14 protein-coding genes and 1 pseudogene are annotated in these 15,564 nt (G+C 27.2%); 7 read left to right on the top strand and 8 right to left on the bottom strand.

Going from position 1 to position 15,564, the window contains the following annotated elements:
- Positions 1–91 precede the first annotated feature (91 nt).
- A complete protein-coding gene (locus ACMCMH_RS11600) occupies positions 92–229 on the bottom strand; it encodes a hypothetical protein (RefSeq protein WP_412725756.1) in 138 nt (45 codons plus the stop codon).
- A gap of 272 nt (positions 230–501) precedes the next feature.
- Positions 502–1,932 carry a hypothetical protein gene (locus tag ACMCMH_RS11595; protein ID WP_412725754.1) on the bottom strand — a complete coding sequence of 477 codons (1,431 nt, stop codon included), beginning with the start codon at positions 1,930–1,932 and terminating at the stop codon, positions 502–504.
- A gap of 287 nt (positions 1,933–2,219) precedes the next feature.
- Between ACMCMH_RS11595 and ACMCMH_RS11590 the strand changes: the two are divergent.
- Positions 2,220–2,276 (top strand): annotated as a pseudogene (locus ACMCMH_RS11590) (hypothetical protein); the annotation flags it as partial.
- Here the strand turns inward: ACMCMH_RS11590 and ACMCMH_RS11585 are convergent.
- The 4 genes from ACMCMH_RS11585 to ACMCMH_RS11570 all read right to left on the bottom strand — a co-directional run bounded on the left by ACMCMH_RS11585 (position 2,273) and on the right by ACMCMH_RS11570 (position 4,820).
- Positions 2,273–3,034, bottom strand: a complete 762-nt coding sequence (locus ACMCMH_RS11585; protein ID WP_412725752.1) for a phosphotransferase — start codon at positions 3,032–3,034, stop codon at positions 2,273–2,275. The pseudogene ACMCMH_RS11590 and the gene ACMCMH_RS11585 sit on opposite strands and share 4 nt — an antisense overlap.
- Positions 3,015–3,605 carry a nicotinamide riboside transporter PnuC gene (gene pnuC, locus ACMCMH_RS11580; protein WP_412725750.1) on the bottom strand — a complete coding sequence of 197 codons (591 nt, stop codon included), beginning with the start codon at positions 3,603–3,605 and terminating at the stop codon, positions 3,015–3,017. The genes ACMCMH_RS11585 and pnuC overlap by 20 nt, the downstream gene beginning before the upstream one ends.
- 69 nt (positions 3,606–3,674) lie before the next feature.
- On the bottom strand, positions 3,675–3,923 hold the full coding sequence (locus ACMCMH_RS11575; RefSeq protein ID WP_412725748.1) for a GIY-YIG nuclease family protein: 249 nt from the start codon (positions 3,921–3,923) through the stop codon (positions 3,675–3,677).
- 12 nt (positions 3,924–3,935) lie between these two features.
- Positions 3,936–4,820: a DMT family transporter gene (locus ACMCMH_RS11570; RefSeq protein WP_412725746.1), complete on the bottom strand. Its 885-nt coding sequence runs from the start codon at positions 4,818–4,820 to the stop codon at positions 3,936–3,938.
- 130 nt (positions 4,821–4,950) lie between these two features.
- Between ACMCMH_RS11570 and uvrC the strand changes: the two genes are divergently transcribed.
- A complete protein-coding gene (gene uvrC / locus ACMCMH_RS11565) occupies positions 4,951–6,753 on the top strand; it encodes an excinuclease ABC subunit UvrC (protein ID WP_412725744.1) in 1,803 nt (600 codons plus the stop codon).
- Positions 6,754–7,104: 351 nt separating this feature from the next.
- On the top strand, positions 7,105–7,770 hold the full coding sequence (locus ACMCMH_RS11560; RefSeq protein WP_412725742.1) for a tetratricopeptide repeat protein: 666 nt from the start codon (positions 7,105–7,107) through the stop codon (positions 7,768–7,770).
- 16 nt (positions 7,771–7,786) lie between these two features.
- Here ACMCMH_RS11560 and ACMCMH_RS11555 read toward each other — a convergent pair whose 3' ends face one another.
- Together ACMCMH_RS11555 and ACMCMH_RS11550 are read right to left on the bottom strand one after the other, a co-directional pair.
- Positions 7,787–8,710, bottom strand: a complete 924-nt coding sequence (locus ACMCMH_RS11555; protein WP_412725740.1) for a hypothetical protein — start codon at positions 8,708–8,710, stop codon at positions 7,787–7,789.
- Positions 8,711–8,752: 42 nt separating this feature from the next.
- Positions 8,753–10,642 carry a cache domain-containing protein gene (locus ACMCMH_RS11550; protein WP_412725738.1) on the bottom strand — a complete coding sequence of 630 codons (1,890 nt, stop codon included), beginning with the start codon at positions 10,640–10,642 and terminating at the stop codon, positions 8,753–8,755.
- A gap of 153 nt (positions 10,643–10,795) precedes the next feature.
- Between ACMCMH_RS11550 and ACMCMH_RS11545 the strand changes: the two genes are divergently transcribed.
- From ACMCMH_RS11545 to ACMCMH_RS11530, 4 genes are all read left to right on the top strand, one after another.
- A complete protein-coding gene (locus ACMCMH_RS11545; protein WP_412725736.1) occupies positions 10,796–12,961 on the top strand; it encodes a cache domain-containing protein in 2,166 nt (721 codons plus the stop codon).
- Positions 12,962–13,567: 606 nt separating this feature from the next.
- Positions 13,568–13,897, top strand: a complete 330-nt coding sequence (locus ACMCMH_RS11540) for an ArsR family transcriptional regulator (RefSeq protein WP_412725734.1) — start codon at positions 13,568–13,570, stop codon at positions 13,895–13,897.
- Positions 13,894–14,427 carry a hypothetical protein gene (locus ACMCMH_RS11535; RefSeq protein WP_412725732.1) on the top strand — a complete coding sequence of 178 codons (534 nt, stop codon included), beginning with the start codon at positions 13,894–13,896 and terminating at the stop codon, positions 14,425–14,427. Before ACMCMH_RS11540 ends, ACMCMH_RS11535 begins: the two co-directional genes overlap by 4 nt.
- Positions 14,428–15,534, top strand: a complete 1,107-nt coding sequence (locus ACMCMH_RS11530; RefSeq protein ID WP_412725730.1) for a tyrosine-type recombinase/integrase — start codon at positions 14,428–14,430, stop codon at positions 15,532–15,534.
- The last annotated feature ends 30 nt before the right edge of the window (positions 15,535–15,564 follow it).

Genomic DNA, 15,564 nt, shown 5'->3' with positions numbered 1-15,564 from the left:
AGTTATAAGTACCTTTCAATATCCAATGCCCCATGAAATATACCTAGTATATCTTTAAGCCAAAGTTCAGCCTCCTCTGTCCAGTTGATATTTACCATTGATTAATTTTATTTTGCATCTCTTGATTTGAAATAGTTTTATTTTCACTTGAATCTTTTAACCCTCTTTGAATCATTCTATCAAAAGCTAATTCTTTTAAGATTTCATCATTAGATGTGTCTTCTGGCAACGAATCTATAATTTTTTTTGCTTCCTGTTTTGGTAATATGTATTATTCTAACAAAATTTAAGTGAAATCCACTTAAATTTTATTTTTTATTTTTCCATACTGTGAATTTACATATTAAACGTTAAAGTTAGTATATAATTTTTGATATAACGACCGAAGCAATGGACAAGTTACCCATTTCTTAGTTCATATATTTCTTTTTGTTATAACTAGATGATAGCTAATAAATGATAAGAAATTCACAGGGTAATTTGCTCTCTTTCGGTGTTTTGTTAGCTTAGATTGATATGTTGCCCTACAATATCTTTATAGTTTTTATCATTATGTATTTTATGTAGTAGTGTTTTTTTTGTTAATAAAAAATCAACTATTTCTTGTAGTCTATTGCTAACTATATTTTCTTTTAATAAGTCTAATATTTCTATCATATTAGTTTGTCCAAACTTATTATCAATTTTAACTCTTACTTCATAACTATGCATTTGCTCTAAAAGTAATTTAATATTGTCGTCTCCTAATAATTTAAGAAACTTGTCATACAGCTTTTTCCCATTTGGAGAAACTCCATTATGATAACTAATTCCTTTACCAATACGACAAATTAGTACAACTTTAAGTAACTTTTCTATTCTCTCTTTTGGTATATCATTCTCTGTTTCAAAATAAGTTAGAATCTTTCTTATAAATGGTGGTTCATTATGAAAGTTATCCCATCCATATCTTGCATCAAGTAAATTATCTAATAATTCATCCAAAGAGATTATTCTTGCTTCTAATGATTGATATTTATTACCATTACAAAATGTAAAAAATTCTAAACCTAATTTATGTTTTTCATGATGCAAATTATTTTTATACCCATCAAGCATGATTCCCAATTTAAATTTTATAGACTCACTACTATTTGTCCAAATAAATGGAGCAACAAGTGCTATATTCTTTCTTATAATATTATTTGTTTTATCTGATACATAAATTCCAAAAATATTATTTAATAAATTATCTGTATTTTGTAATGATAATTCGCTTAGTGGCTTTTCCATACTTTTAATTGTAGGTTCATCTAATATATCAGTTGTTGTTTTAAGATTATCAATAAATGCTTTTATCTGAATTGCTGCTTCTGATGGCTTATCATTTAATACATCTGTAACACAAGTTTCTAACCAACCTAAAAGTTCAAATGCATTGATGGAATATGAATTCGGATGTGAAGAACCAATATCATTTCTCATTGTTAAAATATGATGTAATTTTGTAGAAACAATTTCTGAAATTAATTCCAATTTATAGCAAGTGTTGATTAGAGTATTATCTTTTATTCCTGATAAATCGTCTTCAGTTGAATAATCTTCTCTTTTTGAACCTCCTACTGCTGCATCATAAAATAATTCTAAACCATAAACTACTACTTTTTTTCGTAAATTAATTACAACTTCATTCCAGACATAATTTAATGCTGCATCAAATAGACCTATTGACGCAGCGGCAACAAATTTTGATAAATATCTTCCTTCTCTCTTTGTTTCAGAATCCAATTTAGTAATAAAATTTACTAAGTTTGTTTCAATAGTTGTTCGTTGATTATAATCTGCTAAAATATTTTCAGTTGGTAACTTTAAATACTCTAAATATGATTCAAACTTTGTTGTGTCCGTAGCAATTATTTTTTTAGGTTCTATTATTTCTATATCTGTGTTCATTTTTATATCTTCCTTTATTAAGCTAACTATTTATTCATAATCATTATAGTTATATAATACTTAAATTTTTTACAAAAATATCAAATATGATTTTCAATACAATATTTTAGTATATATAAACTCTTATATGTTGTTATAACTCTTGTATAGAATATAAAACAACATTATTTAAGAAAAGATTAATATTATGAAGCCAAAATTATTGGATATATTAGTAGATAAGGTACGATTGAAACATTATATAGTAAGTCTCTACAGAACAGACTTACTATTATTGGGCTAAGAGTTATATACTATTTCATAATAAAAAACATCCAAAAGATATAAAAATTTCTTACTCTTAGTTTTTCTCCAAAGATTTAAACCATAATAAACATAAATTTTTATAAATGATTTTATATGAGTTTAGTTTATCTATATCATTTATCCTACTTTTTTGAAAATATGTTTTTAAAAGGAGTATTTCCTCTTTTTTAGATAGCTTGAATTCACAACACAAACTTGCTAGGTCAAAAAAGAGGTCGTTAACTCCTGCGTACTCCCAATCGATTATTTTGATACTGTTTATAGTAAATATTATGTTTTTTGGATTTAAGTCATGATGTGTCAAAACAAGCTCTTTTTTAAATCGTTTTAATTTTACTAGTTCTTTAAAAGATTGATTTATAATATATTGAGAGTTCTTATCTTGTAGTAGTTGACTATAGTAGTTGAAATCTTTTTTTAGATTATATTCTTTTGTATTTACTTTTATAGAATGAAATTTTTTTACAGTTTTAACGAGCTTTATTAACTCAAGATTGTGAAGTTTTGATTTATGGATGCCCTTTGTGAATTCAGTAATCATAAAAGAGTTCTTTTTATCTAAAAGAAAAGGTGTCGGTGCTATATTTTTTATAGCGACATGCTTTTGTGTACGAAATTCAAAACTACGACTTATATTTACAGTATCGTTACTTTTGAATTTTCTTATTAAATAATCTGATTGTGTAGTATGTAGTTTATAGTTTATATTACAGTAGCCTTGATTTGGAAGTAAATCAAGACTTAGTAACTTCTGATTTTTAAAAAAATTTAATTGTTTAAGTATTTGGATTTGCATTTAAAATAAATTCTTTTTTCCATGTGAAGTATGCTACTATTGCCAGGATAGTGTATAGTACAAATAAAATAGCTGTTAGATAAAACTCTTTTTGAATATAGATATAAATAGATACTGTATCTATAACAACCCAATACAACCAGTTTTCTAAAACTTTTTGAGCTAACATAAAAGTTGCAAAAAGAGCAAAGACTGTTGTAAAAGAATCAATATATGCAAAATCTGCTTTTGTGTAAGTACTCATAATATATCCTAAAACTAAAGATATGAGTGTTAATGTAAATATAATTTTAAGATGTTTAAAAAAACTATAGCTAGAGATCTCTAACTCTTCATTTTTAACAATAGTATTTGTATATTTCCAAGCATACCATCCATATACTGCCATGATTAAATAGTAAACATTTAAAAATGAATCCATAAGTAAAGATGCATCAAAAAATAAAACAGCATAAATCAATGTAGAGAAAAAGGCAGCAGGCCAACACCATAAACTTTGTTTAATAGCAAGTAAAATATATAATAAAGATAATACCATAGCACCAGCTTCCCATGATGTAGTGTAGGTCAATGAAGTGTTGATGTTTTGTATAAAATTTTCGATAATATTCCTTTTTTTTAATTTTGTAGCATAAAGAGTTTAGATAGTTTTGATTAATTGTAGCTTTTTTGTTCTTGTGAGTTTTTTGATAGCATATTCTCTTTTAGAAGCTGCACTTCTATCTTGTGCAGGTTCTTGGTAGACTAGTTTTACAGGTCTTCTCGCTTTTGTGTATTTAGCACCTTTAGAACTTGTGTTATGTTCATTTAGTCTTTTTTCTATATTTGTAGTGATACCAGTATATAAACTGTTATCACTGCACTCTAAAATATAAACAAAATATGACATAACTCTCTTTCCTTATTTTTTACTCACTAAAAAACCACCTAAAGCGATAAGTGCAATTCCTAAGAATGTAAGCATACTAGGGATACTATCACCTAGCATGATACCAAAACCAACAGCAAAAGGGATACTTGAATATCCTATTACTCCAATAATACTTGCTTTACTTATACTATAAGCGCGTGTAAGAAACCACTGTGACACTGTAGATAATAATGCCATTAATATAATCATAGACCAAACAAAAAAGCCTGTATGTATTTTAAATTCTGCATATGGTGTAAATAAAAATATTAGTAAAGGAAGTATAGTACCTACTCCCATAAAAGAAAGCATAATAACTCTTGCATCATAAACATCTTTTATTTTTTTAATCGTAGCATAAGCAGCAGCTGCAAAAAAACCACCTAATACACCTAATATATGTCCCGTAGATATAACAAAGTCAAAAGGCTGTATAACAAACACAACCCCAACAAATCCAACAATAAGAGCAAAGATAGTATTTATGGATATAGATTCTTTCATCAAGTAGTATGCAAGTATAGTTACAAAAAACGGTGATGTTTTATTTAAAATTACTGCTTCCCCTAATGGGATATGCGCAATAGTATAAAAGTAAAGTACCATGGCAACTGTACCAAAGAAACCTCTTAGAAATAGTAAATGAAATTTAGAAAAATTAAAAGATATAGATAGCTGTACTTTTTTGAAGCTGTATAAAATCATAAAAACACCTAAAAGGTTTCTATAAAATACTATCTCTATAGGATCCATAGTATCTGATAATACTTTTGCTACTGCACCACTAAGTGCACCTAACATGGCACTAAGAAGCATAAATAGTATCCCTTTATCTATGATTTGTGTGTTGGTTGTTGAGTTGTTTTGATTTGACATTGAGTTCCTTTTGGCGCATTGTAGTTAAAGTTTGTAAAAAAAGGTTTTAAATCCTAATATTTAAATAAATAATCTAAATAAAACTTCTAAAATGGTAATATTCCACTAATAAACAATACTAAGGTACTTTTTGACACTTGAACAAAAACTTCAAAATCTTCCCTCGTCTGCAGGTATATATCAATACTTTGATAAAAATGGAAAACTTCTCTATGTAGGGAAAGCAAAGGTTCTTAAAAATAGAGTAAAGAGCTATTTCAAGTTTACCCCTACTTTACAACCTTCCCCTAAACTGTCAGATAGAATATATAAGATGATAAGTGAAGTTGACAATATGCACTATATAGTAGTAGATACAGAAAATGATGCATTGATTTTAGAAAACTCACTTATTAAACAACTAAAACCTAAGTATAATATTCTCTTGCGAGATGATAAAACATATCCGTATATTTATATGGATTCAAATGATGATTTTCCTAGACTTGATATCACGCGTAAAGTTATCAAGAGTAAGAGTATAAGATACTTTGGACCTTTTAGTACTGGTTCTAAAGATTTACTTGATAGTATTTATGAGATAGTCCCTTTAGTGCAAAAGAAATCCTGTATCAAAGGTGGAAAAGCATGTATGTTTTACCAGATACAGAAGTGTTTAGCTCCATGTGAAGGTAAAGTAACTAAAGTAGAATATCAAAAGCTTTTAGATGATGCGTTATATTATTTGAATAACAAATCAAAAATTATCGAAAAACTCACTGTAAAAATGGAAGCATATAGTGAACAGTTTCGTTTTGAAGATGCAATGAAAATGAGAGATAGAATCCAAACAATCTCAAAATCACAAATCAAATCTACACTAGATTTTGCTAAAGATGAAGATTTAGACTTATTTGCAGTGGAGCAAGATATAGACAAAGCAGTTATAGTGAAGATGTTTATTCGAGCAGGAAAACTTATCTCAAGTACACATAACTATGTTAATACAACAGAAATTACTTCAAAAGAGGATATTTATAAAACAGCAATTGTAAATTATTATGGAGAAGATTTACCCTCTATCCCATCTACTGTATTGATTTCTGATGAGGTAGAGAACGGTGAGGAATTGGAGAGTTTTATATCATCAAAATACTCGAAAAAAGTATCTGTGATTTATCCAAAAATCGGACTAAAAAAACAACTAACACAAACTGCACTTAATAATTGTGTAGAACTGTTAAAGATAAATAAGACTACTACAGATAACAGTAATTATATAGCAATTAAAGAGCTATTTAAATTATACAAAATGCCTACTAGATTTGAATGTTTTGATAACTCTCAAATGATGGGACAAGCCAAGGTAGGTGCTATGATTATATGGGATGAAGACAAGTTCTATAAAGAGGATTATCGCTTATACAATTTAGAGGCAAATGATGAGTATGGACAAATGAGAGAGATGCTTACACGAAGAGTAGAAAGATTTAAAGAAAATCCGCCACCTGATTTATGGGTAATAGATGGTGGAAAAACGCTTCTAAATCTAGCATATGATATTGTGCAAAGTGTTGGTGTAAATCTTGATATTATTGCTATAGCTAAAGAAAAAGTTGATGCAAAAGCGCATCGTGCAAAAGGTGCTGCAAAAGATATTTTATATACAAAAGATGAAGTGTTTAAACTAGAGACTTCAGATAAACGTTTACAGTTCTGTCAAAGACTACGAGATGAAGCTCATAGGTCTGCTATAACATTTCATAAGAAACAAAAACGAAAAGAAGATAAACAAATATCTCTACTTAATATAAAAGGTATAGGTGAAGCTAAAGTAAAAAAATTGTTAAACTATTTTGGAACATTTGAAGAGATAAAAAATTCTAATTTAGAGCAACTTTCACAAGTATTAAATAAAAAAGACAGTGAATTAATCATCAAATACCTTAACTAAAGCGCTGGAGTAGAGTTTAGCTCTTTTCACTACTTATTCACATTGAATTCACATAACAATTCGTACCTTAAATGAGTATAAAAAGAATGTGAATAAAGCTTAAAATTTGGGCTTCAAACAACTTATAATAAACACTATGAAATATCTATAAAGCCTTTATTTAAAGGCTCTAGTCGTTTAAGAAATCTATTTTTAATCTAATTGCAAGAAATATTTTATTTAAAAATATATAGATAGAAAACCCTTTGTTTAAAGGCTTTAATTCAAGTTGTGATTTTTAGGATGTGCCAAACTTTTTTTTATTAAAATTATTGTAAAATCTTTCTAATTTAATATAAAAAAAGGTTCAGTGTGTTTAAAATATTTTTCATCAGTATTAATATATGTTTTACCATTTTAAATGGATCATATTTAGAAGATGCAAACAACGCACTCTTAGAAAATAATCTCTCTAAAGCAATATCGTTATATGAACTTTCTGCAAGAGAAGGAGAAGATGAAGCAAATTTTCAATTAGGAAAGATTTATTATCTTAAAAAATATCAAAAAAGAGATTTAAATAAGGCATTTGAATATTTTCAAAAAGCTTCAGTTTATGGACATAATAAAGCGACATATAATTTAGCCGTTATCTATTCACAAAAAAAGTTTAAAAAACACAGTTTAAAAAGCTCATACGAACTTTTTAAACAATTATCCATACAAGACGAAGCTAATGCACAATATAAGCTAGGAATCTATTTATTAAATGGTTTTGGAGTAACGAAAGATTATTCTAGTTCAAAGTTATGGTTAGAGAGGGCTTATTTTAAAAATGACTATAAAAGAGCTTCTTGTGGTCTTGCCTCTATATATGCAAATGGATTTGGTGTTATTCAAAATTTAGGTAGAGCAAGAAAGTTATCTGAACCATACATAAACAAATATCCTTTATGTAAAAAAGTTTTTTACGAATTTAAACTCTATAAAAATAAATATAAAAAGGATAAGGGTTTTAAATATGGGTACTATAGATAAAATTCAAAAATTTTATCTATAGTTGTTTGACATTATAAGTTTGTAACTTAAGACACTTTTCTATCACATTTTTCGCAATAATTACTTGTTTGATATTACCGTCTTTACATTTGTCAAAAAATGAAATACTTGTTTTGGTATCACCACCTAGGTCATGATCACCAATGATATCATTGGATGTGATATAGTTATCTTCTGTAACGGTATCTGGCCAAAATATAATAATTGTATTATTTTCATCAGTACGGACAATTATTTTTTGAACTTTTCCATTTCTAATGGATAAATTATAGTGTTCATCAATAAGTTTTTTTGACTCTTCTATCGCTTCTTCTCTATAGGCAAAAAGTTCCGTTTTTTTAAAATGAAACTTAAATCCCCCTGGATCTACAATAGATGATTGGTATTTATAAATTTTTTTATTTTCTTCATCGCAAACATATCTGTTAGAAACAAGACTGATGGAGATTTTATTTTTCTTATATAATAATTCTGTGGGTTGATATACTTCCGTTTCTATAAACTCTTCAAGTGTTCTGTTTTCATCAATAACTTGATACTTAAGTGACTTTGTAATAAGTGTTATCATAGCTTCTTTAGAACCTTTGAGGTATGCATTGATCGCTACTTGTTCCTCTTCTGTATATTCATCTTCTTTTTCAATAATAAAATTTGCTAACTCTTCTTCTAGTTTATCGATTGTTTTTAAATAAATATTGTCTGGTGTAGTTTCAACTAAAATTGCATTTACTGGCTGAATATCAATATTTAAAAATTTATATATTTTCAAAGCAGAAAGTTTAGTGATCTCTTTATTTAGATACTCTTTTCTAAGAGAACCATTATACAAAACTTTATCTTGTGCGATATCAAGGAACTCTTGTTCATCAATAATTCTATATTTATGACTCGGTGAATATAATTTATATGCATTTGTCATAGTAACCCTTTTTCTTTTTTGCAATTATATCATTTTTATATACTATTTTGGTAAAGAGATTGTAAAAAGTGCACCTCTATATTGTTTGTTTTTATGACTAAATTTTTTGTTTTCTGCAAATATTGTTCCCTTCATACCCTCAACAATAAATTTATATGTCATATGCAGCCCTATTCCTGTTCCTTGTGCTTGATGTTTTGTTGTAAAATATGGTTCATATATTTTATGTATAATTGATTTTTTAATCCCATTTGCATTATCTAGTATTTCAATAATAATTTTATCTTCCTTAGTATATGTTGAGATAATGATAACTTTGTCATCTACTTTATTTTCATCTAATGCGTCTTTTGCATTATGAAATAAATTGATAAAACACTGAATGAGTTCATTTGGATAACCATTTAAGTAAATATTTTTTTCTAATTTTAAAATGATTTCTATATGGTGTGATTTGACAGAACCTTCAACTAAGTTCAAAAATGAGCTCATAGTATCTTCTAACTTGAAATTTGATTTTTCTCTATCCCCTTTGATGAAATTCTTAAAATCATCAATTGTTTTTGATAAGTATTGTGCATGTGTATTTATAGCATTACATGTCTTTTCAAAATCATTATCATCTAATATACCATATTCTTTTTGTGTTAGCATCCCTGTAGCACCTGTAGAGATGATAGATAATGGTTGTCTCCATTGATGTGCTATATTACCAAGCATCTCACCCATAGCTGCTAGTTTTGATTGTTCTGCAATCATTTGATCTTTCTGTTTCACTTTACTTTTATAGTTTTCAAATCTTATTTGAATAGCATAAGATAAAGAAAGTGACAATAAAATAATAATAAGTAAAATAAAAAATGAAATCAACATTATGGTATTGAGTTTTTGGTGATTTGATTTTGTTAATTCTTGTTTCTTTTTTTGAATGAGTAGTTCTACATCTTGAGTATAGAAACCTGTTCCAATAGTCCAGTCCCAATCTTTAAAATTCAAAACATAAGAGATTTTTTTGATTGAAGTATTTGTATTATGTTTATTGTAATAATATTCTACAAAACCACCTTGTTTATTTTTTGCTGTATTGAAAAGTTTTGCTACAACATAGGTTCCTTTTTTATCTTGATATTTAAACCTATTTTTTCCTATTTCATTTTTATCTCTATGTGATATTGTTGTTCCGTTTTTATCTAAAACAAAAATATAAGAATTTTTTCTATAACTATAAGTAGAAAGCCTTTTTGTAATAGTTTCCTTCACGGTTTCTTCAAAATCTTTTACATACTCTCCTGTACCAATAAACCAATTTAGTGGCTCAAAATATTTATTAAACCCTATTTTTTCATATTGGGTCGTTTTGTCATTTGGTTTTGCATACCACCAAGTTAAAAAGCCCTCTTGTTCTTTTTTCATTTGACTGACTATATTTCTTGTGAGATAGTCACCTTTTCCATCTTTGAAGTTGTAAAAACTCGTGCCCTCTAAGTGCCGTGCTATTGGTAATAATATACATTCATAATCAAGAGAATGTATAAAAAAGTACCCTCTTCCATCATTAAATCGAATGTTTACAAGTGCGTTTTTTATAATCTCTTTTATCTCTTGAGGCGTTTTTGTTTCTTTATATTGGTTATAAATATTTGTCGCAAGAGTATGAGCCATAAGAACTTTTTCTTTAATATTCTCTTTCAGTTTATGTTTGGTAAGTTTTTTTTCATTTTTTATATTATTGTGGAGTTTAATAATCTCTTCTTTAATAATTCTTTTTTCATTTGCTAAATATTGCTGGTGTACTTTCTTGACTTCATCGTGAAAAGTACTTTTATTGATGTATATAGCTACTAGTGTACCAACAATAGCAAGTATGGTAAATATGAAAAGTGGAATTAATTTAATAGATAATAAGAGTTTTTTTTCATCTTTATTCGTCATAATAGAATTCCTTTTATGTAGTTTATCATAAAATATTTAAGAATAAAGATAGAAATTATTTTAGGTTAGTAGATGATTCCTAAAAAAAAGAGTATAATAGTTTTGTCAACTGAATATTAGAAATAAAACATAAGTATTATACAAGGGATTACTATGAAATCTAAAGATAAAGAAAGACTTATACTAGGTATAATCAAATATGCGCCATCTTCAATTGTTATTATTTTAGCTTTTTTCGTTACTTTATATATTTCATTAGAACACACAACTAAACTACAACAAGAAAAAAATTCCATCAAAGAAGAATATCTTTTTTTAAACAAAGATAAAATTAAAATAGATATAAAAACAGTAAATAATTATGTCCGAAAAAGTTTCAAAGAATCAAGGCAACAATTACACAAAGAACTACATAATAAAATTAATGTTATCCATGATATAGCTATGAATATATATGAAAGAAATAAAGAGATTCTTTCATCAGAACAGATTATTACACAGATTAAAATTGCAATAGAAAATATTCGTTATCATAATGGAAATGGATATTTTTCTATTCACACCATGAGCGGAATGAATATATTACATCCTATAAATAGAGATTTTGAAAATACTTTAGTACTAGATAGAAAAGATAGTAGTGGAAAGCATCCTGTAAAAGAAGCTATTTATATTGCAAATACAAAAGGAGAAGGCGTTTTTTCTTGGCATTATTTTAAACCAAATGATGCATCAAGAGAGTTTAAAAAAATTGGAATAGTAAAAAAGTTCGAACCGTATAATCTCATTATTACAACTGCTTTATTTGAAGAAGATTTCAATTCTATTGTGGAAAATAGGATTTTAGAACATCTATCTCAAATAGAATATCAAGATAAAGGCTATATTTTTGTAGTGAATAAAGAAGGTAGTATGCTTTTAACAAAATCAAATTTAAAACATGTAAAAGATGAAAGTCATCATTATGCTCAAGATTTTAAAAGTTTTGTGGATTCAAAACAAAGTCGTACTTATATTCAATATAGTTTAATGAAAGGTGATAAAGAGTTTTCAAAAATATCTTATTTGCAAAAAGCAAATAATGGAGAATGGATTATAGGCACAGGATTTAATTTGGATAAGTTAAATCTTATGATTTCAAAAAAACAAAAAGAGCTCAATATTGAGTATAAACAGCATTTAAATTTTGTTTTAATATCCGTCCTCATTATTACATCTATCTTATTGATTTTATCTTGGTTACTTTCTCAATACTTAGAAAGATTGTTTTTTAGTTTTAAAAAACAGTTATTTGAAAAAGAGCTCGAAAAACTTGATAATTATCAACAAACAATTACTTCTCTTGTAAACTTAATTGAACAACGAGATTTTTATACAGCAGGACACTCTTATCGAGTTTCTCATTACTCTACAGTTATTGCAGAGGCTATGGATTTTAAATCAGAAGATATAAATATGCTTCAACAAATAGGATTGTTGCACGATATAGGAAAAATCTCTATTCCAGATTCTATATTATTAAAGCCTGGAAAACTAACGAAACAAGAATTTGATATTATTAAGTGTCATACAACTTTAGGCTATGATGTTGTTTCAAAAATCCCTATGTTTAAAGATTTTGCAAATATTATTTTATCTCATCATGAAAGATATGATGGTACTGGTTATCCAAACGGTTTAAAAGGAGATGAAATACCTCCTTTAGCTTCTGTTTTATCGATTGCTGATTCTTTTGATGCGATGACCTCAAGAAGAATATACAACCAACGAAAAACAGCACAAGAAGCACTTCTTGAACTTGAAAAAGAATCAGGAATATTATTCGATCCTAAAATTTTAAGAGTAGCTCTTCAAGCACTTCAAAAAATAGATATAAATCATCATCTGCAAGAAAGTCAGTTACCCAAAACAGCTATTGAAAAGGAACGATTTGCATACTTTTTTAAAGATGGATTGACAAATATCTCAAATGAAAACTATTTTGATCTTTTACTGAAACAAGATTTGCATCAATATAGATGTCTCAATCTAATACTCATTCATAATTTTTCTCTTTATAATGATAAATATGGTTGGACCAGAGGAGATGAATTGCTTATAAAAATTACAAAATTCATCCAAAAAAAGTATAAGACCAAAGAACTATTTCGTTTCCAAGGTGTAAACTTTATTCTTTTAAATGATACCCATATAGATATCGATATAACTCTACTAGAAAAAGAGATAAAGCCTTTTAGTATTAGTTGTGAATTGATTCATTCTAATTTGAACACTTTTGAAAAATTTGATATTTTAAAAGAGTATTTAAATAAAATATAGAATGCCAATTCACATTTAAAAAGAGCAACATTTTTTAAAGATGTAGCTCCGGCATCTGAGCTTACCTAAATAGTAAAGCTATGTTAAGTTTTTTGACTTTTTGTGACATAGGTATTAAACTATGTTAATATTTTTCTATTTCTTTAACATAGATACAAACTATGTTAAATTATATTCCTCCTACATTTAAGTCATAAGTGCAACTTCTAACATTAATTATCACACAATGAGAAAAAATTTTGAGCAAAAAAAAAGCTTCTAGATAAAAGAACTAATGTTCAAATATCTAAAAGCTTTTAATGGCTCCGGCACCTGGGATCGAACCAGGGACCAAATGATTAACAGTCATATATTATGTGATTTATCATGATTAATCATCTTTAATAAATATCTCATAATATACTATAATTAAAGGATTTATAGCCATTCTTACATTCTTTTAGATTTATCAAAATATACCTACTTTTTACAAAGTTGTATTAAAAATGTATTAAAAATTTATACTTTTATGATACAATTATTTAATCAAATTAAGTACTTGACAATTTACTTTTATTAACATATAATATATGTTATATAATATATTTAATATGTTTAAGGAAAGAGATGTTAGAACCAATTTTTGGAAGTAAGTGTAGAGAACAAGTTTTACAATTTATTTTAGCTTTTGATGATGGCTATGCAACACAAATTAAAACTTTTTATAAAACAGGACTTGACCCAGTTCAAAAACAATTAGAAAAGTTAGAGTTAGGTGGAGTGTTAGTAAGTAAAAATGTTGGTAAGACTATACTATATAGTTTTAATCCAAGATATGCTTTTTTAGATGAACTAAAAAATTTATTACTGAAAGCTAGAGAGTTTTATAAACCAGAGTTAATAGAGCAACTTACAATGAGTAGAAAAAGACCACGAAGACAAGGGAAACCACTATGATTGAAAATATTAAAGATATGACCATGCCTGAACTTGCTAGTTTTGTATGTAGTAAACTTGAAGAGAAAAACATAGAAGTTGTATTATCAGGTGGTTCTTGTGTAGAGATATATAGTAGAGGTGACTATACCTCTTATGATATAGATTTAATAAATAGATACAATGATACTTTTTTTAAAATTAAATCAGTTATGCAATCTTTAGGCTTTACAGAAGAGGGAAAATATTTTGTATATGAGGGAACTCAATTTTATATTGAATTTCCATCAGGTCCATTAGGCTTTGGTGATGCTCCTGTAGAAAAAATTGCAGAGTTACCTACAAAATATGGTACTTTAAAACTCTTAACTCCTACAGATTGTGTTAAAGATAGATTAGCAGCTTATTATCATTGGGATGATCAGCAAAGTTTAACACAAGCCATATGGGTAGCACAAAAAAATGATATAGATTTCAATGAATTAAAAAAATGGTCTAAAAAAGAGAGTTGTCTTGATAAATACAATGATTTTCTAAAAGGCTTACAATAAATGGCTATAAAAAAAGCTAGTTCTAAATATCCTGGTATTTATATCAATGAATATAAAAATGGAAATACTGCATATTATATAAACTATAGAGGTGATGATGGGAAACCTACTTTAAAAAAAGTTGGTCTTAAAACTAAACAATCAAATTTTACACTCAAAGATGCCTATGATAAACTAATTGAAGCCAAACATCTTATAAGAACCAATGAAGAACTTCCAAAAGTACTCCAAACAAAAAGAAAAGTATCTTTTGGAGATATTTTTAAAGAGTATGAAAAATGGGCAAAACAAAATAAAAAAAGTTATGCAGAAGATAGTGGAGTATATAAAAATCATCTTATACAGTTTGAACATAAAGATGTTAAGTCGCTCAAACCAGGTGACTTTGAAGATTTAAAGCAAGAAAAACTAAAAGAGTTTAAACCTCGTACAGTTCAAAATATTTTAGCAACTGCAAGACATATCATTAACTATGCCATAAAAAATGAACTAGTAAAAAACTTTACTAACCCTATTTCTGATGGAAAAGTAAGAATGCCAACAGTTGATAATAAGATGCTTGGATTTTTAACACAAGAGCAAGCACAAATTATACTTGATACCTTTGAAGCGTATGAAAACCCTAGACTTTATCAAATAACTACTTTAATGCTTTTTACAGGTGCAAGGTTTATAGAAATAGCATCATTAGAATGGGGAGATATAAACTTTCATACAAACCTAATCTACTTCAAAAAAACAAAAAATGGAAATGATAGATATATCACTATGACAGATAGAGTATTAAATGTAATCAAAGATCTACAAAAAGAAAAAAATAAATCATCTTTAGTGATACCTACATCTATTGGTACTCAATATATTCAGATGCCAAAGCAATGGCAACATGCAGTTGATAATATTATTGAAAACAATGTAAACCTAGGTAGAAACAAAATTACTACACATAGTTTACGACATACTCATGCCAGTTGGTTAGCTCAAAGTGGAGTTGATATACTTTATATCAAAGAACAACTAGGTCACAAAAAAATAGAAACTACTATGAGATATGCTCACTTGATTGATAATAGAAGACATGAAGCTACTTTGATGGTTGGGTTTTAAAATAAAATTTGCAATTTGTCATGTTTTTAT

It is taken from the genome of Arcobacter sp. 15-2 (genome assembly GCF_047159865.1).
In the GTDB taxonomy this organism is placed as follows: Bacteria; Campylobacterota; Campylobacteria; order Campylobacterales; family Arcobacteraceae; genus JAIOSF01.
This window is presented reverse-complemented; position numbering and strand designations above follow the sequence as displayed.